Genomic DNA, 21,655 nt, shown 5'->3' with positions numbered 1-21,655 from the left:
CTGATGCAGATCCCCCCACTCGACGACGCCGTACGCCTCGACTGCGATGTGCTCGTCATCGGCGGCGGTACCGCGGGCACCATGGCCGCGCTGACCGCCGCCGAGAACGGCGCCCAGGTGCTGCTGCTCGAGAAGGCCCACGTCCGGCACTCCGGTGCGCTCGCCATGGGCATGGACGGCGTCAACAACGCCGTAATCCCCGGCAAGGCCACACCCGAGGATTACGTCGCCGAAATCACCCGCGCCAACGACGGAATCGTCAACCAGCGCACCATCTATCAGACCGCCACCCGCGGCTTCGCGATGGTGCAGCGGCTCGAGCGCTACGGCGTCAAGTTTGAGAAGGACGAGCACGGCGAGTACGCCGTCCGCCGCGTGCACCGCTCCGGCTCCTACGTGCTGCCGATGCCCGAGGGCAAGGACGTCAAGAAGGCGCTCTACCGCGTGCTGCGGCAGCGGTCCATGCGCGAGAAGATCCGCATCGAGAACCGGCTCGTCCCCGTCCGCGTCCTGACCGACGACGACGGGCGGGTCGTCGGTGCGGCCGCCTTGAACAGCCGCACCGGCGAATTCGTCGTCGTCGGCGCCAAGGCCGTCATCCTCGCCACCGGTCCCTGCGGACGGCTCGGACTGCCTGCCTCCGGTTATCTCTACGGCACGTACGAGAATCCGACCAACGCGGGTGACGGCTACTCGATGGCGTTCCACGCGGGCGCCGAACTCTCGGGCATCGAATGCTTCCAGATCAATCCGCTCATCAAGGACTACAACGGCCCCGCGTGCGCCTACGTGGCCAACCCCTTCGGCGGCTACCAGGTGAACGCCCTCGGTGAACGCTTCGTCGACTCGGACTACTGGTCGGGCGCGATGATGGCCGAGGTGAAGGAGGAGATCGAGTCCGCGCGCGGGCCCATCTACCTCAAGGTCAGCCACCTGCCCGACGAGACGCTGTCCACGCTCGAGGGCATCCTGCACACCACCGAGCGCCCCACCCGCGGCACCTTCCACGCCAACCGCGGTCACGACTACCGCACCCACGACATCGAGATGCACATCTCCGAGATCGGCTTGTGCAGTGGGCATTCGGCATCGGGAGTGTGGGTCGACGAGAACGCCCGCACCACCGCGCCCGGGCTCTACGCTGCGGGCGACCTGGCGTGCGTGCCGCACAACTACATGATCGGCGCCTTCGTCTACGGGGAGCTGGCCGGCTCGCACGCGGCGTCGACACTCGACGACGCTCCCGCGCCGGACACCCTGCCCGCCGACCAGATCGCCGCCGCCCACGAACTGATCTACCGCCCGCTGCGCAATCCGGACGGGCCGCCGCAACCCCAAGTCGAGTACAAGCTGCGCCGCTTCGTCAACGACTACGTCGCGCCACCCAAGACGGCCGCCAAGCTGTCGCTCGCGGTCGAGACGTTCGACCGGATGCGCGACGAGGTCGCCGGCATCGGCGCCACCACCCCGCACGAGCTGATGCGCGCCGTCGAGGTCTCGTTCATCCGCGACTGCGCCGAGATGGCCGCCCGCTCTTCGCTCACCCGCACCGAGTCGCGGTGGGGGCTCTACCACGACCGCAGCGACATGCCCGACCGCGACGACGTCGACTGGCGCTACCACCTCAACCTGCGCAAGACCGCCGACGGTGACATGGAGTTCCTCAAGCGGCCCGTCGCCCCGTACTTCGTGCCGGTACCCGGTCTCGACGACATCCCCAGCGGCGGAACCGAGCCCATCCACGCGCACCAACCACCACTGGTCGGCGGCCAGGCGCCCGCGTCGGAGGTATCGCGCATCGACAGCGGACCAGCAGCACAGCCGCCGTCACCGCGCATCGCCGCCGTGCTGGCACTCGACGAACCGTCGGTGGACGACCTCGCGCCCTATCTGCGCGACGACGACCCAGGCGTTCGGCGCACCGCGGTCGACGTGTTGACCGAGCACCTCTGCGACGGGTGGGGACCCGCGCTCGTCGCGGCGCTCGACGACCCGTCGGGAGAGGTACGTCGCGTCGCCGCCGAAGGCATCCGCGAACTCGTCGAGGTGTTGCCGAACCCGGCCGACGTGGCGCCGCTGATCTCGTCGACGGACGCCGGCGTCCGCGGCGCCGCGCTGTCCGTCGCCAGCTCGCGGCGAGTCGGCGACCCCGACCGGTACCGGCACGCGCTGACCGACGCCGACCACCGCGTCCGCATCGAGGCCGTCCGAGCCCTGGTGTCGGTCGACGACGCCGACGGAGTGGCCGCGGCACGGGACGACGCCAACCGCGAAGTGCGCATCGCGGTCGCCAACGGCCTCGGCACCCTGCGCGCGGGCATCGATTCCGTACGTGCGCTCACCGGCGACCCCGACCCGTTGGTCCGCGCCGCGGCGCTGGCCGCACTCGGTTCGGTCGGATGGGAGGACGCCGACGTCCCGACCGTCGAGGACGCGCTGGCCGCCTCGGCGTGGCAGATCCGGCAGGGTGCAGCGCGGGCCTTGGCGGGTGCGCCGTCGTCGGAGACCGCCGTGCTGTCCCTGTCGAGGGCGCTCACCGATCCGCACCTCGACGTCCGCAAGGCCGCGGTGCTGAGCCTCACCCGCTGGGCGGAATCGGAGTACGGCGCTCGGGAGGCTCTGGCGGGCGCGTTGGACGACGGGGACGCCGACGTCCGCGCCTACGCTCGGCAGGCGCTCGAGCATGTGACTCAAGTCACAACAGGCGTACGCTGAGGGCATCGCTCCTGGAAGGAGATGCCCATGAAGGGTGCATATCGAGATCCGGTCGATCACTCCCGCACATACCAGCCTCGCGCGGGTGAGTCGTTCATCGACACGCTTTGGTTGCCCGGGCTCGGGCTCATCATGATCGGCACGGTGATGATCGCCGGCACCGTCGCCGCGAGTGCCTACGGTCGCGGTGATTTGGTGATGGTGCTTGCGCTCGTCTCCGGCGCACTGGTGACCGCGGGCGCCATCCTGATTGCCATCGAGCATCACCGGGTGAAGCGCGTCGAGGCGAAGTGGACAGCGGACCATCCGGAGAGGAACCTCCGCGCCTAGCCAATTCGCTCGCTAGGTGGAACATTCGGCGGTCGATCACGTCGTCTGGCGCAGGTACGAACGTGACTCCTGTGACCAGCGAGCAGCTGTGGGTTGGGCCCGCGGCCAAGTGCTAGCGCGCCGCCATCCGCTCCCGTGCCAACGCGAGCGTCTCGCGCGTAGTCCTGTCGACGACGTCGCCGTACTCCGGGTGCTTGCCGACGAATGCCGCGACCATCGGACAGATCGCCACGATGCGCAGCCCCTCGTCGCGGGTCGCGGCCAAAGCCGCACTGATCACCACGGTTCCCAGCCCTCGTCCGCCATAGGCGTCGTCGACCTCGGTGTGGAAGAACACGCGTTGCCCGTCCCGGTCGGCAAAGGCGGTCAGGCCCACCGTCTTTCCGTCGACCGCTACCGCGAAGTCATCGTCACGCCGGATGACCTCCACGGGGGCGCCGGTCTTGTCCGTCAGTGCCTGGTCGCTGGCCATCTCGCTCCTGTCGGGGATGCGTACGATCGACCCGACCATACCGATCGGAGTGAGCGCCGTGAACGTCGACTACGTACACATCGACAAGCAGACCCCGCAGGTCTATCGCTCGATGGTCGGCGTCGCGACCGCGGTCGCCAAGGCTGCCGAGGACGCCGGTCTGTCGCGCGGGATCGTCGAACTCGTCAACGTCCGCGTCTCGCAGATGAATGGTTGTGCAACATGCCTCGACCTCCATCACCGCAAGGCGCTTGCCGCCGGCGTCACCGAGAAGCAGCTCTCGACGGTGTCGGTCTGGCGTGACACCGAGCTGTTCGACGAACGGGAGCAAGCCGCCCTGCGGCTCGCCGAGATGACCACGTCACTACTCGACCGTGACACCGCCGACCGCGAATACTCGCGCGCACGAAGGGTGTTCGGCGACGACGAGACATCCGCGGTCATCTGGGTGGCGACGACGATCAACGCCTTCAACCGCGTCTCAATCCTGAGCCATCACTCGGTCAGGCCGTAGACCGGGACCGGGTGCGGGGCGGTCAGGACTTCTTGGCGGCTTCCTGGCGCGCTTCCTGAGTCTTGGCCTCGGCGCGGGCGGCCTCGGCCTGCGCTTCCTTCTTGGCCACGTCCTTCTCGGCTTCGGCCTTGTCCTGCTGCGCCTTGCCCTGCTCTTCGAGACGGTTGTTGCCCAAGACGACGCCGAGGACCTGCTTGACGAGTCCGAACGCCCCGTCGACGACGCTCTTCACCAGGTTGATGGGTCCGCCACTGCTGTTCGACATAGTTGCCTCTCATCGGGTGACCCAGCGCCGGTGCGGCATGCCGGGTGCTTGTCCACCGAGTCTGACAATTCAGTGCTAGCTATAGCAAGCATCTTGTTAGCATGATCACTCGACGTTTGCCGACTGTGAATTTCGGGTTCGTCAGGCGGTAATCGGCCCATCCGTCGCCCCGCCGCGGGAGCGCTGCCACCGCAGCACCGCCACCAGGAGGACGGCGACCGCTCCGAAGGCGGCCGTCGAGGCCAGCATCGAATTGCCCCGCTCGGCAGCGCCTATCGCGATCGCCACCAGCGCCCACAGCACACCGACGACGTAGCCGATGGTGCCCCGCAGCATGACGGTCGTGACCACTGCGCTCACGGCCGCGAGTGCCAGCACGACGAACTGCCACGCCACGTCCGCAGACGACCAGCCGCCATAGATCAACGCGGCCGCGACGTTCGCGAAGATCGCGATGCTGCTCCAGCCGAGATAGAGCCCGAAGGTGACGGTGGCCAGCGTCCTGACCCGGGAGGGACACGTCACCTGATCGGGATGGCGCACCAGCTTTCGCATGACGTGCACCAGCGCTCCCGCCATCACGAGGAACACCACCACGCTCGTCCACAACCAGTCCTGCGCGGCGATCAACAGCCAGACGCTGAACCCGGTGAATACGATGCACAGGTCGATCAGCACGCCGAGTTCCCACCACGCGCCGAAGCCGTAACGCACGATCGCGAGCGCGGTGATCGCGCTGAGCACCGTGATGACGCCCCACAGTCCGAATGCGTAGCCCGCCGGCGTGATCAGAGCTTCGTTGGTGGCTCCCGAGGCGAGGAAGTCGCCCGCGACCGCGCTCGTGACCGCCGGTGCGGCGAGCTGACTGACCGCCAGCAGTAGCGTAATCCAACGCCATGTGACGACCGCTCGCGATGGCTTCGACGTCTTGTCCACGGTGGTCACGGTGATCCCTTCCTCGGCGGTCGCGGCCGACGGATACCCCGGGAGTTCGATGCCGACACCGGCGCCGACGCCGACGAGATCAGACCGATACCGGCACCGCGATCTCGTTGCGCCTGCGGAACGGCAGCGTCCACGGCGGATCGTAGAACCACGCCGACGGCTCGCCCGTGGCGTCGAATCCGTACGTCGCCAGCACGTCCATCAGCTCGGCGGTCCGCTTCGCGACCGCCTCGGGCCCCCGGTCGCCGCTGAACCGCAGCACCGCGAACGTCTCGCCGGGCACCTCGACCAATCGGACCCGCTCGTCGTTCGGTGTCGGCAGGGTCGCCATCGTCCACTCCGACGGCATGAAGAACCTGATGACCCAACTGCTTCCGACCTCTACGTCCTGAGCGGACTGAACGACCGGCGCCGTCATCGCGATCTTGCGGCCCTGGCGCGACTGCACGACCGGCGCGGTCATCGCGATGTCGTCCTTGCCATGGTTCTTGCCGAAGATGTACCCCGCCAGTCGGCGGAACCCTTCGCTGCGCGCCCCCTCTTCGTCCGTGGCGGTGATGGTCGTCTCGGCGGCGATCCGCGGCCCGTAAGTGCGCAACTCGACGTGATCGGCGATCGGCTTGCTGGTGTGGGAAGGCTCCTCGGTACCGATGCGAATGCCGACGATCGACAGCGCCGATTCACCGACCTGGCCAGCCACTGATGCAATGCGGTTCAGCACGTCATCCCTCCTCGTTCTCTGCACGTGGTCATAGCCTTAGCTTGCGCTCCGCACACGCGATCCGGAATGACGGAACCGTGACCATCGGCGTGCGCTAGTTTCGACGGGTCAACGCAGTCTGCGTTCGTCTTCACCCTGGAGGGTTCGTTGCGAGTACTCGTCACCGGTGGCACCGGCTTCGTCGGCGCCTGGACCGCCAAGGCCGCGCAGGACGCCGGCCATCAGGTGCGCTTCCTCGTCCGCAACGCCGACCGGCTACGCACCAGCGCCGAGAAGATCGGCGTCGACATCGGCGACCACGTCGTCGGCGACATCGCCGATTCGAAGACCACCGCGACGGCCCTGGATGGGTGTGACGCCGTGATCCATTGCGCGGCAATGGTGTCGACCGACCCGGCGCGCGCCGACGAGATGCTGTTCACCAACCTCGAGGGCGCCCGCAACGTCCTGGGCGGCGCGGTGAAGGCAGGTATCGATCCCGTCGTGCACGTGTCGAGCTTCTCGGCGCTGTTCCGTCCCGGACTGGAGACCCTGCACGCGGACCTGCCCGTCGTCGGCGGCTCCGACGGCTACGGCAAGTCGAAGGCCGTCGTCGAGGCATACGCCCGCGGCCTGCAGGACGCCGGCGCACCGGTCAGCATCAGCTATCCCGGCATGGTGCTCGGCCCGCCCGCCGGCGACCAGTTCGGCGAGGCCGCCGAGGGCGTCGAGGCCGCGGTCAAGATGTACGGCGTGCCCGGGCGCAGCGCCGCCTGGATCGTGATCGACGTGCGCGATCTGGCCGACCTGCACGTCGCGCTGCTCGAGCGGGGCAAGGGGCCGCGCCGCTACATGGCGGGTGGGCAGCGGGTTCCGGTGGCTCGCCTCGCGAAGCTGATCGGCGAGTCCGCCAACCGGCCACTCGTCGCAGTTCCGGTGCCCGACAGCGGATTGCGTGCGCTGGGCCGGCTGTTCGACGTCATCGGCGATCGCCTGCCATTCGACACGCCGATCGACTCGGCCGCCATGCAGTACTACACGCAGATGCCCGCGTCCGACGACGGGCCTGCCGAACGCGAGCTGGGCATCGTTCAGCGCGACCCGGCGGAGACGCTCGCCGACACCGTCGAGGGCCTGCGCAGCGTCGGCCGCCTGTAACGCCTAGAGCAGTCCGGTATCGGTTGGCTCTGCCAGGGCGAACAAGCCGGCATCGGTGAGCTGGAACGCCCCCGACGGTCCGAACGTCACCGCCGTGCTCGCTCTGCCAGGCACGGTGCGCACCGTCGAGGTGCCGTCCGGCGCGACGATCGTCACCGTCGTGTTCGTTCCCGACACCGACGTGAAGTAGGTCCGGCCCCTCTCATCGACGTTGAAGTCATTGATCGGCACCCCTGGGATCGAAATGCCGACCGTCGATCCGTCGTCACGCACGACTACCACGCCGGATGTGCTGCCAGCACGCACGCGAACGATGAAGGAGTTCTCGAGTTCGAGGACCGTCGGATTCATCGTGGTGCCCAGGGCGGCGGTGACCACGGTGCCGTCTGGCCGGATGGTGGCAATCGAGTAGGCGCCGTTGGTGCCCGGCGCCTTCACCACGGCCCGGATGACGCCGTCCTGTCCGGAGACGAAGGGCCCGTCGGTGAGCGTATTTGGCAGAGCTGCCGTCGTCGACGAGCCGTCGGCGGAGATGATCACCAGGGACGCCTGCCCGTTGGACGCCACGGCTTGGACGACCTTGCCGGACACCGGATCGACGACGTAGCCACCGACGGGAGTCCCGCCCAGCGGCGTCGTCTGCACCCTGCCGGTCGCGTCGACGGTCAAGAGCGCATACGTGCCTGCAGCATTGGTGACGACGCGCCCTACACCGCCGGAGACGAAGAATTCGGTCCGCGGGAACGTACCGTTCACCGGGATGGTGGTCGGCTCGTCATCGATGTTGAGCACGGTGATCCATTGATTCGTCAGGTCGTTGCTGACGATGAATGCCGTCCCACTGACCGGGTCGATGGCCGGGTCGATGCTGATTCCGCCGGGTAGCGCCACGGTCCTCGAGGTCAGCAGACGGGTGTCGATCACCGCGACGTAGTCCACCGGGTCGCCTCGATCCGGGGTGAGGGTCGTGAGCTGATAGATGGTGTGGGTATCGATGTTGGTGAACGTGGGTCGGAAGCGGTCGCGCTCGTCGAGAGGCGACCCGGGCAGGGCGAACCGACGAGTGAAGTCGCCGTTCTGCACGACGAGTTCGTAGCGGTCGGGATCATTGATCAGTGCCTTCGGAAGAAGCACTGTGTAGTACCGGGTCGAGGCGTCTTCGCCGAGGTGTCCGATTGTTCCGACCAGAGTCCCACCCAGATTCCGCGTATCGCCCTGCCGGACTTCGACGACGCCGTTATCCGAAATCGTGGTCGCGTAGTCGGTCAGTGAGTTCCCGTTCTGCCGAACCGACCGCACGGTGAGGAGGCCGCGATCGTTGGGGAAGGGCAAGGTGATCGCGGTACCCGGCACCACCGTGGTGCTGACCGTGCCGTCGAGACGCAACACCGTCACCGCCGACGTGCCGTCGGTAGCGCGCGTGAGGAAGGTCAGTAGGCCGGCCTTCCCCGGAATGCCCTCGGTCACCGGCGTACCGGGCAGCGGGGCGCTGACCGTGGTGGCGTCGGCGCGAATGACGACGACGGTGTGTTCACCGGTCGGGGACGTCGTCACGGTGTAGTAGCTGCCATCAGCGCGGGCGATCAAGTCGCTAGGCGTGCCGGGGAGGCTGACCGTGGACGATGCACCGGCGGTCGGGAGCAGCGTCACGGAGTGCACGCCGGTGATCGACTCGCTGACGACGTACACGGTGCCGGTGCGGCCGTCGACGAATTGATCGGTGGGGGATCCGGGCAACGCCGTCGTCGTCGCTCCGCCGGTGCGGATCACCGTGGCCGACACGGTGCCGTCGGTTGCGCGGCTGTACTGCAGGGCAGTTCGCCCGTCGACGTAAACGCCGTCGACCGGGGCGCCCGCCAGCGCGATGACGCGCAAAGCGGCACCACCGGGGGACGTAACCACGATCGCGTAATTGCCGTCGGCGGTGCGCACCCTCAAATATCCGACGCCGTTGGCGTCGACTACAGCGGAGCCCTGGGCCGTGGTCCCCGCCGGCAGCTGATACACCGCGGCGACGGTCGTGGGCGAGACCGACGGGTTGATCGTGACCGTCTGGCTGGTGACGCCATCGCTGACGCGGACCACGACGGTGTCGACGTCGTCGGCCGTGCTCGCGGTGCCGGCGGCCGCCACCCGTCGCACGGGATCCGGCGTGTACGTGAATGCACCGTCCGCGCCAATGGCGAAGGTGCCGAACCTGGGTTGGCCGGTCACCGTGAAGGAAACGCCCTGTTTGGTGGCGTTGATGGTGCCGGCGGACGCGCCGGTGGTGCCTGGCTGAAGATTCAGCGACACCGGCGTCTCGGGGTCGACGAGGACCGCACCCGCAGCGGGCGCGACGGGTACGTCGACGCTCACCGTGGAGGTGAGGGCTCCGTCGGAGATGGTGAAGGACAGGGTCTGCACGTCGTCACCAGGGGTCGCTGCTGCGGCTGTGCGGGCTGCGTCCGACGGGCGGAAGACGTACTGCGACACCGTGACGCCGTTCGAGGGCGCGCGCGAGACGAAGACGAGGTCGTACCGGGTGGGGTCGCTGGGTTCGGTGATCGTGACGGTGCCACCGTCGGGGTCGGTGCCTGTCACGATGATCCGGAGTTCCCCGGTGTCCGGATCGGTGACTCGCACCTCGACGGAGCCGGTCGGCGCCTGGTTGACCGGCTCGACGGTGACGTTGACGGTGCCCGTGGAGGTGAGCGCGCCGTCGGAGACGGTGAAGGTGAACGTGTCCGACCCCGAGACGTTCTGGTCGGGGGTGTACCGGAAGGTCCCATCGCCGTTGATGACGACCGTGCCCTTGGTGGTCTTGCCGCCGCCGGAGTAGGTCAGGGTGGTGCTGTCGACGTCGGTGGCGGTGAGGGTGCCCGACGCGGGGGTGTTCTGCGACGTCGTGAGTGACACGGTCCCTGCCACGGGGGCGTCGTTGATGGGATTGACGCCGATCGTCACGTACCCGCGCTCGCTCCGCTGCACGCCGTCGGAGGCGGTGAACGAGAACACGTCGATGCCGGCGTAGTCGCGACCCGGTGTGTAGGTGTAGGTGCCGTTGGGTGCCAGCACCAGCGTCCCGTGGGTGGGGTTCTCGGAGACTTCGAAGGTCAGCGGGTCACCGTTGGCGTCGGTGGCGAGCCCCACCAGCGTTCCGCTGAATACCGTGTCCTCGCGGGCGCTTTCGAAACCCACGCCGGCGACGGGCGCAACCGGCTGAGGCCGGATGGGCACGGTGACGTTGACCGTCGAGACGCCACCGTAGCCGTCGGTCGCGGTGACGGTGTAGATGACCTGCCGGTCTGCGGCGGTGGCCGCCACGGCGCCGGCGGCCAGCGTGGCGGCCTCCGTGGGGGTGAAGGTGAACGAACCGTCGGCAGCGAAGACGAGCTGGCCCCGAGGATCCGTCGTGGCCGACAAACCGAGTGGATCGTCGTCGCTGTCCGTGAACCGGACTGTGCCGGTCACGGTTCCGTTGGCGGCGGGTGCCGAGACCGTGGGGTTCGAGGCCAGGACCGGAGCCTCGTTCTGCGGGGCGATGCCGACCGTGACCGATACCAGGATGCTGCCGCCGTAGCCGTCGCTCACGGCGAAGTCTGCGCTGTCGTAGGTCGCGGAAGTCGCACCGAGCTTGGCCGCGGCGTGGCGCGCAGCATCGGTCGGCTGGTAGGTGAACCGTCCGGTGGCGTCGACGGTGAACGTGCCCTTGGTGGTGGTGACCGTAGTGGGCGTGAAGGTCAGCGTGTCGCGGTCGGCGTCGGAGACGTTCAGCGAACCGGTGATTCGCCCGGTGGCGGGGTCGGTGGTGTCGACGGTGACCCCGGTGGTGGCCGGGACGGCGTTGCGCCCGAGCACCGGTACCGACACCGTGGCGGTGGTCGAGGCACCGAGGCGGTCGGTCACCACGACGGTGATCGTGTCCGTGGTCGGGTGCAACGCCGCGGCGTGCCGCGCGGCATCGGTGGGGACGTAGGTCACCTGCGTGCCGCTCACCGCCACCGTGGCCGTCGGATCGGTGGCGGTTGCGCTGTAGCGCAACGGGTCTCCATCGGGGTCGGAGACGCCGAACGTGACGGTGACCGCACCGGTGGTCGGGTCGATCGCCGTGACGACCGGCCGGGTCCCGAACTCGGGCGCGCGATTGGTGCCGGAGACGTTGACGGGCACGGTGACCGTGATCGAGCGCTGGCTCAAGAAACCGAACAGGTGGAAGCCGGCGCCGTCGTCGATGGTGACGGTGAACGCATCGGTGATGCCGGCCTGCGCCGTGCCGGGTTTCGGCGTGTAGACGTACGTGCCGTCCGGCGCCACGACGACGGTGCCGGACGTGGGCTGGGTGATGACCTGGTAGCGCAGCGGATCGCCGTTCGCGTCGCTCGCGCCCAGCGTGCCCGTGACGATCCCCTCCGGGGTGGTCTGCCCGAGCTGTCGCGGATTGGCCGTCGGGGTCGCGTTGAACAGGAAGTTGTCGATGCGCCGGTAGAACGCCACCAGCAGTTCGAACACCGGACCCGGTGCCGCCGGGGACAGGGGAGATGCGGCAATCGGGCCGACGAGGAGGCCGAGCAGGCCGACGACGATGCGCGTCGGGGCGATCAGCAGGGTCTCGATGGGACCGGCCGGCTGAGTCGTGATCGCAGCAGGGGCCGTCTCCGACGTCACCCGGGCGGCGGCGAGAGCGGTCGGGGCGGCGGTTTGCACAGCGGGCGTGACCGTCGACGAATTCGCTTGCGGGTTCACCGTTCCGGTGACCAACGTGGCGCCGGCAATGGTCGACGACGGTGGTGTGGTGTCCACGGCCGAGGTGCTCCCGGCGTCCGACGCGGAGGACGGCTCGTCGGCCCGGAGCTGTTCGGGTGCGGGCGTCTCGTTCGTCCTCGGAGCCGGAGTCTCGGTCGGGATGGGCGCCGACGTCGGGCTCGGCGCGGGGATCGGAGTGGGTATGGGGGTGGGCGTTGCGGTGGGCGTTGCCCCGTCGTCCGTCGGTTCGGACGTCGTCGGCTCGTCGGTGTCTTCGGTGACCCGGGTGGAGGTGAGCGCACCGCCCGAACTGCTCACCGACGTCGACGGTCCACCGTTCGTCGCGGTCGTCGTCGAGGTCGAGGTCGCCGTGCCACCGGTCACCGACTCGGTGGCGGGGTCCTGGCCGAGGGTGGGACCGGCGCCCTGCGTGCTCGAAGCGTCCCGTGATGCCGAACTGCCGGCGTCGGTGGCCTCCGATCCCGACGATGCGCCTGCCTCGGGGTCGGCCGTCGCGACACCCGTTCCGACGGTCGCCGCCCACCCGACGCCCAGGGCCACAGCCAGTGCCCCGACTCGACCCACGTAGGTACTGCAACCCATGACTCCCCCAACCACGGCCGGTCCGCGCACAGCGGCCACAGCCCATGGTGGAAAGGGGTCGGATGCACTTCGAATGAATACGTTCGCGCAATGCAAACATGAACGTTCATGAACGTCAACGGCAAACTAGCAATGCCGTCAAATCAATGCGACTCCGCACGCGCAGGGCCAGGTCAGACTGACATCGACCGGCATTCGTCAGTCCATGCCATCTCTAGAGCTACTCCGTGGGTGGTACCGGCTCGGGACCAACGCCGATCGTGATCCGCGGGTTGGCCGACGGCGTCAACCACTGCAGCAGCGACCGCATCTCGTCGCGCTCGACGGCGATGCAGCCCCACGTCGGTTCGCCGTCGGTGACGTGCAGGAAGATCCCCGCGGACCGGCCCGGGATGCGCTGCGGGTTGTGCTCGACGAGGACGGCGTAGTCGTACATCTCGCCGGACGTGTAGAGATTCTCTGCATCCTCGGACGGCTTCGTGCGCGAGTTCACCAGCGTGTTGTAGGTGGGGGAGTCGACGTCCTCGTCCCACCAGTCGCTCCGCGTCACCCGCGTATAGGGCAGCGACGTACCCGGATTCGGTTCGCGACCAAAGGCCATGCCCAGCGGGTAGGTGCCCGTCGGGGTGCGGAAGACGTCGTCGGCGGGGGCGCCCACTCCGAGTTCGCCAAGGTCGGCGTCCATCGGCCCGCGCACCAGCGTCCACTCCGACCCGGTGCGCTCGTAGGCGGCGAGCCGGCCGACGTCTGAGTCCGCCGTGGGCGCGGTGACGACGATGAGCTGTTCGGCCGGGGTGGCCATCGGCTCGCCGTATGCCGACGGCGCCTCGGCCGCGGTGAGTGCGACGGCGATCAGGAGCGCGACGACCCTCACCGCAGCCTCGATGCCAGCCCGGTCGCGCGGACCGCCCGTCGCGAAATCGCCTCGCGCACTTCTTCGGCCGATCCGACCACCCGCACCTTCTCCTTCGCCCGCGTCACCGCGGTGTAGAACAGCTCGCGCGTGAGCAGCCGCGAGTCGACCGGTGGCATCAGCACCGTCACCTCCCGCGCCTGCGAGCCCTGGCTCTTGTGGATAGTCATCGCGTGCATCGTCTCGACGTCGGCCAGCCGACTCGTCGCCAGCGAGACGGTCGCGCCGCTGCCCGCGACGACCGCGCGCAGCCCGGCGTCGTCCACCAGTGTCACCCCCACGTCGCCGTTGTACAGCTGCAGCCCGTAGTCGTTGGCCGTGACCAGGATCGGTCGCCCCGCGTACCAGGCCGTCCAGATCGGCTCACCCGTCGCGTCGGTCAGCCAGCGCTCGACCTGACGGTTCCAGTGCGCGACCCCGTGCGGGCCGCGTCGGTGCGCGCACAGCAGGCGGTGCGCGTCGAGCGTCGCGAGCGCGGCCTTCCCGTCGCGCAGGATCGCCGCCCGCCGCAGGTCCATGGCCGGTGGCAGCAGCACCGCACGCAGTGCCGATGTCGGATCGTCGGCGTCGATCCACTCGACGTGGTCGCCGCCCGCGTGCAGCACCTCGATCGCGGCGTCCGCGTCGCCGTCGCGGATGGCGGCAGCCAGCGCACCGATCGCCGCGCCGAACCGGTGCGGGGTCTTCAGCTCCGCGATCCGGACGTCACCGCGTTCGCCGAGCCCGTCGACGAGGTCGGCCAGCACGGCGCCCGCGTCCACCGATGCCAGCTGGTCGGGATCGCCCACCAGCAGCAGCCGCGCCTCCGGGCGCACCGCCTCGAGCAGCCGCGCCATCATCGTCAGCGACACCATCGACGTCTCGTCCACGACCACCACGTCGTGCGGCAGCCGGTTGCCGCGGTGGTGGCGGAACCGCGACGAGTTGTCCGGCCTGCTGCCGAGCAGCCGGTGCATCGTGGTGGCCTGCAGTCCCGCGATGCGGCGCTGGTCCACGAGGTCGAGTTGATCGATCTCGGCCTGGACGGCCTCCTGCAGACGGGCGGCGGCCTTGCCGGTCGGCGCTGCCAGCGCGATGCGCAGCGGCGGCGCACCCGAGGCATGCGCGTGACCGGCCAGCAGGGCCAGCAGCCGGGCGACCGTCGTCGTCTTGCCCGTGCCCGGGCCGCCGGTGATGACCGTGAGGCGTTGCCGCAGGGCGAGTTCGGCGGCGGCGCGCTGTTCGGCGTAGTCCGGCGGGAACAGCCGGTCGACGTCGGTCGCGGCGGCCGTCATCGGGTCGGCCGATACCATCGCGAGGAGGTCGTCGGCCACCTGCTGCTCCTCGCGCCAGTACCGGTCGAGGTAGATGGCGTCGCCGCGCATCCGCAACACGTGCGGCGCCGTGTCGACCAATGGGCTCGTGCGCACGGCGTCCACCCACCCGTCGGCGTCGGGCCACGGCAGATCGGGCACGTCGACCTGCTCGGCCACCCCGGCCAGCTCCAGGCACACCGATCCGCCACGCAACGCCCGCACGGTGAGCGCGACCGCCAGCGCCACCCGGTCGTCTGCCTCCCCGCCGAGCGCGGTCACCCGTTGCGCGACCAGCACGTCGGAGGCGTCGAGCACTCCGGCGTCGTTGAACTCGCGCAGCAGCCCGGTGGCCCCGGCCGCGCGCCGCCAGTGCGCCTCGTCCACGACCGTCATGCCACCGCCCTCCCCGCGTCGAGCAGATCCGACATCGCCACGATCAGCGCCGCGGGCGGCTGCCAGTCGAATACCCCGGCCCGATGACCGTCCACCACCGGCGTCTCCGGCCCGCACATCCCGCGGACGTACAGGTAGAGGATGCCGCCGAGGTGGCGGTCCGGATCGTAACCGCGTTGCCGCCACCGTAGGAACCGGTGCAGCACAACGCTGTACAGCAGCGCCTGCAGCGGATAGTCGGAGTGCAGCATTGCCTCGATCAGGCGGGGTCGGTCGTAGTCGGCGGCGGTCAAGGGTTCGTCACCGTCGCCGAGCCAGTTGGTCTTGTAGTCGACTACGACGTACCGGTGCCCGCCGTGATCCTGTGAGGGCACGCGCAGTACGGCGTCGATCTGACCGCTCAGGTACCCGCGCAGGGTCTGGCCGGCGAGCGGCTCGCTGGTGAGCCGCCCCGCGTAGGACGCCATCGGGTCATCGGCGGGCAGGTGCTCGGTGAGCAGCCGCCCGACGTCGCGCAGCTGCACGTCAGGCGCGTCGGCGCGCAGATCGCCGCCGGCAAGTGGGAACTCGAAGTCCAACTCGCGCAACCTATCCGGCAGACCGATCTCGCGCAGCGTCAGGTCGTTCGCCAGCGGTCCCAGCGGAGTGTCGTGCATCGGGACCAGCGCGGCGGCCAGGTCGTCGGGCGGCACGTCGACCGGCCACCACACCAGATGCTCGCGGATCCGAACCGCGAGTTCGGCGCCGAGATCGGCCGCCGTCGGGTCGGCGGTCTCGAGCACTGAGTGCACCAGGGTGCCGAACTTCGCGCCCGTCGGCAGGTCCGCCATCGGCGACGGCACCGAGGGCCCGGCGGGTGGCAGAGCCAACGGGATCTCGGCGGACGCCTCGTCGTCCAACTCCGCGACCTCGGGTTCGCTACTGACGTTCGACGTCTCGGTAACGCGAATGAGGCCGGAGTAGGACGTGCGCCGCCACGACGTGTCGATGCCGCGGTGGAAGTGCCGGGCGCCGAGATCGGTGGGCCGCTGCGGCACCGGTGCCTTCGGTGCGGGAGTCAGCACCGACTGCTCGAGCACCGGTCCGCCCGCGTCGGCCCACGCCTGCAGGCGCGCCCACGCGTCGTCGTCGTTGGTCTTGCTGGGGACGCAGACGTCGGGCACCACCGCCTCGCCGGGGGCGCGGCCCCGCAGGATGCGAGACAACCCGCCGGTCGACTCGTTCGCCGCCGGCGCCCACCACGCCACCACCTGCGCCTGCGCCCGGGTCAACGCGACGTAGGTCAATCTGCTGTCGTCTCCGGCGTTCTCGGCACGGCCCTGCTTGGCGACGGCGTGGTAGTGGGGCCCGTCCTTGCCGCCGACGTACAGGCACCGTAGGTCGCCCTCGTGGTACAGGACGTTCTCGTCCTCGGGCACCCACCGGTTGAACGCGAACGGCAGGTACACGATCGGGTACTGCAGGCCCTTGCTGACCCAGACGGTCATGATCTGCACCGCGGCCACGTCGCTGTCGAGCCTGCGATTGCGTTCCGTGCGACCGTCGCCACGCTCGTCGCGTTCGGCGCGCAGCCAGTCGCGCAGCGCGGGCAGGGTGTAGCGCTCGCGGTGGGCGACGTCCTGCAGCATCTCGGTCACGTGTGCGAGGTCGGTCATGTGCCGCTCGCCGTCGGGCCAGGACAGCACGCGGTCGGCCATCCCGCGCACCTGCGCCGCCTCGAAGATGGCCGCGACGCCACGTTCCCGGGCGTGACCCGCCCACTCGCGCAACGTCTCCGACAGCTCGTCGGTCAGCTCGTCGCCACCAGCGACAAGCGACTCGGCGGTGTGGCCGAAGAAGACGGTCGCGGCCGCGGCCCGCACCACACCCGGGCGGTGCGGCTGGTCGAACGCCTCCAGCAGTGCAAGCCAGTCCTCGGCCGCCGAGGACTCGAAGATGTCGGAGTCGCCGGTGTAGACGCATGGAATGCCCGCGGCCGCTAGCGCTTTCTGACAGATCCGCGCGTCCTTGTGCTTCTCGACGATCACCGCGACGTCACGCGCCTCGATCCGGCGGCCGTCGAACGTGGCACCGCTCGCGAGCAGCGTGGCGACGTCGTTGGCCAGGTCGCGGCCGATGTGCCTGCGGATGTCGTCGATCGGAACGTTCTGAGTTCCCCTCTTGCCGAACGTCGGTCGCTGCACGACGCGGACCCGGAACGGGTCGGGATACGGGGCACCGGCCAGCCGGGTGCCCCGATGGGCGGCCTCGATCTCGTGCACGACGATGCGCGGGTCGCCGAGCTGGGCGCCCTTCAGGACGGCCTGCAACCGATCGACGAGGGCCGCGTCGCTGCGCCAGTTGGTCGCCAGCGTCATCTGAGCGCCCGCGCTCTGCGCCGCGCTCAGGTAGGTGACGATGTCGCCGCCGCGGAACGCGTAGATGGCCTGCTTCGGGTCGCCGATCAGGATCAGCGTCGATCGTCCGCTGAATGCCCGGTCGATCACCTGCCACTGCACGAGGTCGGTGTCCTGGAACTCGTCGACCATGACGATCGGCCAGCGCTGGTGCATCCGGGTGCGGGCGGGGGAGTCGAGCGCATCGAGTGCCTTTGCCAGCCGGGTCAGCAGGTCGTCGTAGCCGAGGATGGCCATGCGCCGCTTGCGGTTCTCCATCTCCGCCAACACATCGGTGGCGAAGCGGATGCACGTCTCGGCGCGCGAGCCCGGCTCGGGATCCAGCGGCCGAAGCTCCGTCGCCGGGTTGTGCACGACTTCGCGCGCCAGGCTCAGCGCGTCGGCGTACGTGAGCGCCGGATCCTCGCGCTCCTGTCCGAAGTGCGCCAGGTAGAGGTCGTCGACGACCTCGGTGACCAGGTCGGTGAGGTTCTCCACCAGCGTCACCGCGGTGTCTGAGTCGCCGGCTACGCCGAGCGAGCGCAGCACCAGCTGGCAGAACTGGTGGGTGGTCGCGATCGTTGCGGAGTCGAACGAGGCCAGCGCATCCCGCAGCCGCTGCCGTCGCTCGGTGCGCTCTTCGGCGGTGCCGTTCACCAGGTGGGCGACGAGCAGGTTGTCACCGATCAGTGACGGGTCGTCGAACGCCGCTGCGGCCTCCGCCATCTGGCGACGCACGCGGTCACGTAGCTCCTGGGTGGCGGCCCGGCCGAACGTGATGAGCAGCATCTGGTCGAGCGTCGCGACGCCCTCGGCGACGTAGCGGGTGACCAGACCCGCCAGTGCGAACGTCTTGCCGGTGCCCGCGCTGGCCTCCAGCACGGTGGTGGCGTTCTCGGGCGGCAACGTCCCGCACAGGTCGAAGGGCTTCATCGGGTGGGATCCTGACCGGCGCGCAGCATCGGCGACCACAGGCGGCTGGAGTAGGCGCCGAGGCGGTTGGTCTCGCCCTCGTAGTCCTCACCCGGGCGTAGCGGTTGCATCAGGTGCTTGAGCCAGGTGCCCTTCCCCCAGGCACGCACCTGGGCCGGGTCCTCCTCCTCGCCGGGGAACTTGTTCGACCGCCACCGGTAGCCCGCCGCGGTCTCCGGGTCGTCGCCGGTGTGCCGCGCGCTGGCCCACGCGTACGACGTCTTGATGGGCAATGGCAGCGGCTCGCGCCTGCCGGCGTCGTACATCCGCACCAGATCCCGCAGCAGGTCGACGGGGGAGTCGTCGGGACGGCCGAGACCCTCCTCCTCGGGGGTGGTCCCGCGCCGCCGACGCCCGATGCACACCGACGACCACTCCGTCGACGGGTCGCGAGCGTACAACGCCAGCAGCGGAATCCACGTTCCCAGCAGGTGCTTGCCTGCCAGCTTCGAGTACGTGACCGACACGATCCGATCGCCGAATACCGGGGACACCGTCCCGGTCAGGCGTCGGCCGCCGCCCAGGTCGACGTCCACGTCGAAGGCCCGGACAGTCGTGTTGCGGTAGCGCATGGCCGCCGCGGCCAGCAGGTGCGCCTGGTCGCGCAGTTCGGTGGCCTTGCGCCAGCCGAGCCGGCCGGGTGGCAGGGTGCCCCGCCGCCACTCCGCGTCACGCGCGTCCTCGGGCGTCATCCCGCCCAGCATGTCGGCGAGCATCCGATCGCCGACGCTCCACTCCTCGAGTGCGTCGATGTCGACGGGCATCTCGTCGTCGACGCCGTCGACGTCCCACGGCAGCGTGTACTGCAGCTCGCGGAAGAAGCCCTTGACCGGGTCGCGAAAGAATGCGATGAGTTCGGCGAGTTCCACGTCCGATGGCGGGGGCGCCGGCAGCGGGCCGCTGATGAACGGGTCCCGCGGGGCGCGGTCACCCGCTCCGGCGCGGGCCGCGCGCAACACCGTGGGGTCGAACGTGAACGGTACGTCGGGCACCAGCCTGCCCGGCTCGACGTTGCGAACGTCGAACGGCTGCAGCGGATGCCGGACGAGGATGTGGTCGCGAACCGGCTCGGGCGTAGTGCGGTCCAGCGCGTCGAGCAGCTCGGCGAGCGGGACGGCGGGCGGCCGCTGCTGACCCGACTTCGCGTCGGCGCCGGTGTAGGTGATCACCAACTTCTCGGTGGCCGCGCCAATGGCGTCGAGCAGCAGCTGGCGGTCCTCCGAGCGTGAGTCGCGCTCACCGGTCATGGGGTGGCGGCCGAGCACGTCGTCGCCGTCGATGATGCCGCGGCGCGGGAACACGCCGTCGTCGAGGCCGACGAGGCACACCACGCGGTGCGGCACCGACCGCATCGGGACCATCGTGCACACGGTCAGCGTGCCGGTGCGGAAGTTCGCGCGGGTCGGCCGTCCGGCGAGGCGGCGCTCGAGCAGCGCCTTGACGTCGGGTAGCCGAAGCACGGTGTCCGCTCGCGCACCGGCAGCGGCCAGCACGTCGGCGAACTCGCGTTCCATCTGCCCGATCTGCCACGCGTCGGCGTCGGTCGTGCGCGTGAGTAGGCCGATGCTCTCCGACATCGAGGTCAGCCAGTCGCGCAGCGGCTGTGCGTTGTCCAGCGCGTCCACGGTGCGGCGAAGGCGGTCGACGAACTCGGCGAAGCGCCCGGCGAGTTCGACGCGGTTGCTGCTGACGTCGTCGAGCGGCAGCGTTGAGTCGATCCAGGCGTGCGCATCGTCGGACATCGCCACCCCGGTCAGAACGCGGTCGATGCCGAAACGCCATGTGTTGTGCACGAAGTCGACGCCGTAGGGCTTGCGGTGCTCCTGGTCGAAGCCCCACCGGATGTTCGCCTGACGGACCCAGCGGGTGACGTCTTCCAGATCGTCGTCGGTGAAGTCGAAGCGGGCTCGCACCGGCGCGGACTGCGCGAAGTCGAGCACCTCGCTGGCCGTCACCCGGCTGCCTGCCAGGCTCAGTAGCTGCGTGGCGACGCCGAGCAGCGGGTTGGTCTGCACCAGCGCACGGTCGGCCAGCCGCATCCGCAGCTTGTGCGCCGGGTGCACGCCCGGCAGCACGTCGCCAAGACCGAAGTCCGCGTTGATGAGTGGCGCGTAGGTGTCGATGTCCGGACACATCACCAGGATGTCGCGGGGCTCCAGGGTGGGGTCGTCGGCGAGCAGCCCGAGCAGCACCTCGCGCAGTACGTCGACCTGGCGCGCGGGACCGTGGCCCGCGTGCACCTGTACCGACCGGTCGGCCTCGGTGTGCGTGCGGCCTTGCGGCGCAACGGCATTCGTGGCGATGTCGGCCTGCAGCCATCCGAGCAGGTGATCGCCGTGCGCGGTGCCGGACAGGTGCTCGTCGGTGGCGACGTCGACGGGCAGGCTGCGCTGCAGCTCCCGTAGGTCGCGGCCGAGCGTGGCGAGCAGCGGGTGGCCGACGGCGCGGTGGCTTTCGTCGGCGAGGCGCGGCACGGCGCCGTGGACGCCGCTCAGCGCCTGCCACAGCTCGTCGCTGGGGTGGGGCAACCAGAGGTGGAGGTCGTGGTGGGTGGCGAGCGCGGTGATCAGCTCGATCTCGGTGGTAGGCAGCCGCGTGTGGCCGAACATCGAGAGACGCTGCGGCAGATCCGGATTGGCTGCTGCCTGTAGGCCGGCGACGGTGGCCCGGTGCCGGACGTGTGGAGGATCGGCCGGGATGCGGGCCACCAGCTCGCGCCACAGCGGCGGCTGCCAGTCGAGGTCGACGGGAAGGCCGCCGGGAACGCCGTCCAGCCAGTCGACGAGCAGCCGAGGGCGCTGCCGGGCGTAGGAGGCGAACAGTCCGGCGATGCGCCGCGCCACCGCGTACCGGCGACCGAGACGCAGCTCCTTCTCCGCCTCACCGTCCTCGAAGTGGCCGAGGTGCAGCGCCAGCGCGCGGCACCACGGCTGGTCGAGGTTGGCGTCGACCACCTCGAGCAGAGGCCACACCATCGCGTCGGGCGACCACGGGTCGTCGTCGGCGGTGCCGGTCAGTTCGGCGATCAACGAGCGGGGATTGCGGAACTCGACGCCCGCGCACACGCCGTCGCTCCCGTCGCCGCGGCCGAGGACGTGCGACAACCGTTGCGACAACCAGCGTTCGACCCCGCGGGCGGGGACGAGCACCAGCTCCGTCGCGAACGGATCGGGCAGTGGGTCGGCGAGGAGGTCACCGAGGCCCGCGGCCAGCGCGTCGGTGCGCTCGGCGCGGTGAAGGTGAAGTCCCATCGACTCCACCCTAGGACCTGGGTCCGACG

14 protein-coding genes are annotated in these 21,655 nt (G+C 69.7%); 5 read left to right on the top strand and 9 right to left on the bottom strand.

The window, feature by feature from the left end:
• Positions 1–3: 3 nt before the first annotated feature.
• Together LOK44_RS11250 and usfY are read left to right on the top strand one after the other, a co-directional pair.
• On the top strand, positions 4–2,715 hold the full coding sequence (locus LOK44_RS11250; protein WP_237570054.1) for a fumarate reductase/succinate dehydrogenase flavoprotein subunit: 2,712 nt from the start codon (positions 4–6) through the stop codon (positions 2,713–2,715).
• Positions 2,716–2,742: 27 nt separating this feature from the next.
• Positions 2,743–3,045 carry a protein UsfY gene (gene usfY, locus LOK44_RS11245; protein ID WP_237570053.1) on the top strand — a complete coding sequence of 101 codons (303 nt, stop codon included), beginning with the start codon at positions 2,743–2,745 and terminating at the stop codon, positions 3,043–3,045.
• Positions 3,046–3,157: 112 nt separating this feature from the next.
• Here the strand turns inward: usfY and LOK44_RS11240 are convergent, their stop codons facing one another.
• Positions 3,158–3,517: a GNAT family N-acetyltransferase gene (locus LOK44_RS11240; protein ID WP_237570052.1), complete on the bottom strand. Its 360-nt coding sequence runs from the start codon at positions 3,515–3,517 to the stop codon at positions 3,158–3,160.
• Between the two features lie 16 nt (positions 3,518–3,533).
• Here LOK44_RS11240 and LOK44_RS11235 point away from each other — a divergent pair, with 16 nt between their 5' ends.
• On the top strand, positions 3,534–4,031 hold the full coding sequence (locus LOK44_RS11235) for a carboxymuconolactone decarboxylase family protein (RefSeq protein ID WP_237570051.1): 498 nt from the start codon (positions 3,534–3,536) through the stop codon (positions 4,029–4,031).
• 22 nt (positions 4,032–4,053) lie between these two features.
• On the opposite strand, the gene mbp1 is transcribed toward LOK44_RS11235, so the two are convergent.
• The 3 genes from mbp1 to LOK44_RS11220 all read right to left on the bottom strand — a co-directional run bounded on the left by mbp1 (position 4,054) and on the right by LOK44_RS11220 (position 5,962).
• Positions 4,054–4,296 carry a microaggregate-binding protein 1 gene (mbp1, locus tag LOK44_RS11230; protein WP_237570050.1) on the bottom strand — a complete coding sequence of 81 codons (243 nt, stop codon included), beginning with the start codon at positions 4,294–4,296 and terminating at the stop codon, positions 4,054–4,056.
• 141 nt (positions 4,297–4,437) lie between these two features.
• Positions 4,438–5,241 (bottom strand): TspO-related membrane protein, encoded by an 804-nt coding sequence (locus LOK44_RS11225; RefSeq protein WP_237570049.1) that lies wholly within the window; start codon positions 5,239–5,241, stop codon positions 4,438–4,440.
• A gap of 79 nt (positions 5,242–5,320) precedes the next feature.
• Entirely contained in the window at positions 5,321–5,962 is a 642-nt protein-coding gene (locus LOK44_RS11220) for an SOUL family heme-binding protein (RefSeq protein WP_237570048.1), read from the bottom strand.
• 147 nt (positions 5,963–6,109) lie between these two features.
• Between LOK44_RS11220 and LOK44_RS11215 the strand changes: the two genes are divergently transcribed.
• Complete coding sequence (locus tag LOK44_RS11215) at positions 6,110–7,099, top strand: NAD-dependent epimerase/dehydratase family protein (protein WP_237570047.1); 990 nt, start codon at positions 6,110–6,112, stop codon at positions 7,097–7,099.
• Positions 7,100–7,102: 3 nt separating this feature from the next.
• Here LOK44_RS11215 and LOK44_RS11210 read toward each other — a convergent pair whose 3' ends face one another.
• Positions 7,103–11,785: a cadherin-like domain-containing protein gene (locus LOK44_RS11210; RefSeq protein WP_237570046.1), complete on the bottom strand. Its 4,683-nt coding sequence runs from the start codon at positions 11,783–11,785 to the stop codon at positions 7,103–7,105.
• Between the two features lie 7 nt (positions 11,786–11,792).
• Here LOK44_RS11210 and LOK44_RS29945 point away from each other — a divergent pair, with 7 nt between their 5' ends.
• Positions 11,793–12,413 carry a hypothetical protein gene (locus LOK44_RS29945; protein ID WP_237570045.1) on the top strand — a complete coding sequence of 207 codons (621 nt, stop codon included), beginning with the start codon at positions 11,793–11,795 and terminating at the stop codon, positions 12,411–12,413.
• Positions 12,414–12,647: 234 nt separating this feature from the next.
• Here LOK44_RS29945 and LOK44_RS11200 read toward each other — a convergent pair whose 3' ends face one another.
• From LOK44_RS11200 to recC, 4 genes are read right to left on the bottom strand one after another with little or no spacing between them, the layout of a single operon-like run.
• Complete coding sequence (locus LOK44_RS11200; protein ID WP_237570044.1) at positions 12,648–13,301, bottom strand: L,D-transpeptidase family protein; 654 nt, start codon at positions 13,299–13,301, stop codon at positions 12,648–12,650.
• Positions 13,298–15,028: an exodeoxyribonuclease V subunit alpha gene (gene recD, locus LOK44_RS11195; protein ID WP_237570043.1), complete on the bottom strand. Its 1,731-nt coding sequence runs from the start codon at positions 15,026–15,028 to the stop codon at positions 13,298–13,300. Before recD ends, LOK44_RS11200 begins: the two co-directional genes overlap by 4 nt.
• Entirely contained in the window at positions 15,025–18,336 is a 3,312-nt protein-coding gene (locus LOK44_RS11190; protein WP_237570042.1) for a UvrD-helicase domain-containing protein, read from the bottom strand. Before LOK44_RS11190 ends, recD begins: the two co-directional genes overlap by 4 nt.
• Positions 18,333–21,626, bottom strand: coding sequence for an exodeoxyribonuclease V subunit gamma (recC, locus tag LOK44_RS11185; RefSeq protein ID WP_237570041.1), 3,294 nt, complete (start codon positions 21,624–21,626; stop codon positions 18,333–18,335). Before recC ends, LOK44_RS11190 begins: the two co-directional genes overlap by 4 nt.
• Positions 21,627–21,655 lie beyond the last annotated feature (29 nt).

The organism is Mycolicibacterium lacusdiani, assembly GCF_021916785.1.
In the GTDB taxonomy this organism is placed as follows: Bacteria; Actinomycetota; Actinomycetes; order Mycobacteriales; family Mycobacteriaceae; genus Mycobacterium; species Mycobacterium lacusdiani.
This window is presented reverse-complemented; position numbering and strand designations above follow the sequence as displayed.

Bases quoted from the DNA above. Each gene is read 5' to 3' on its own strand.
- recC (WP_237570041.1), bottom strand. From the start codon at position 21,626: ATGGGACTTCACCTTCACCGCGCCGAGCGCACCGACGCGCTGGCCGCG.
- recD (WP_237570043.1), bottom strand. From the start codon at position 15,028: ATGACGGTCGTGGACGAGGCGCACTGGCGGCGCGCGGCCGGGGCCACC.
- LOK44_RS11250 (WP_237570054.1), top strand. From the start codon at position 4: ATGCAGATCCCCCCACTCGACGACGCCGTACGCCTCGACTGCGATGTG.
- LOK44_RS11240 (WP_237570052.1), bottom strand. From the start codon at position 3,517: ATGGCCAGCGACCAGGCACTGACGGACAAGACCGGCGCCCCCGTGGAG.
- LOK44_RS11235 (WP_237570051.1), top strand. From the start codon at position 3,534: ATGCGTACGATCGACCCGACCATACCGATCGGAGTGAGCGCCGTGAAC.
- usfY (WP_237570053.1), top strand. From the start codon at position 2,743: ATGAAGGGTGCATATCGAGATCCGGTCGATCACTCCCGCACATACCAG.
- mbp1 (WP_237570050.1), bottom strand. From the start codon at position 4,296: ATGTCGAACAGCAGTGGCGGACCCATCAACCTGGTGAAGAGCGTCGTC.
- LOK44_RS11190 (WP_237570042.1), bottom strand. From the start codon at position 18,336: ATGAAGCCCTTCGACCTGTGCGGGACGTTGCCGCCCGAGAACGCCACC.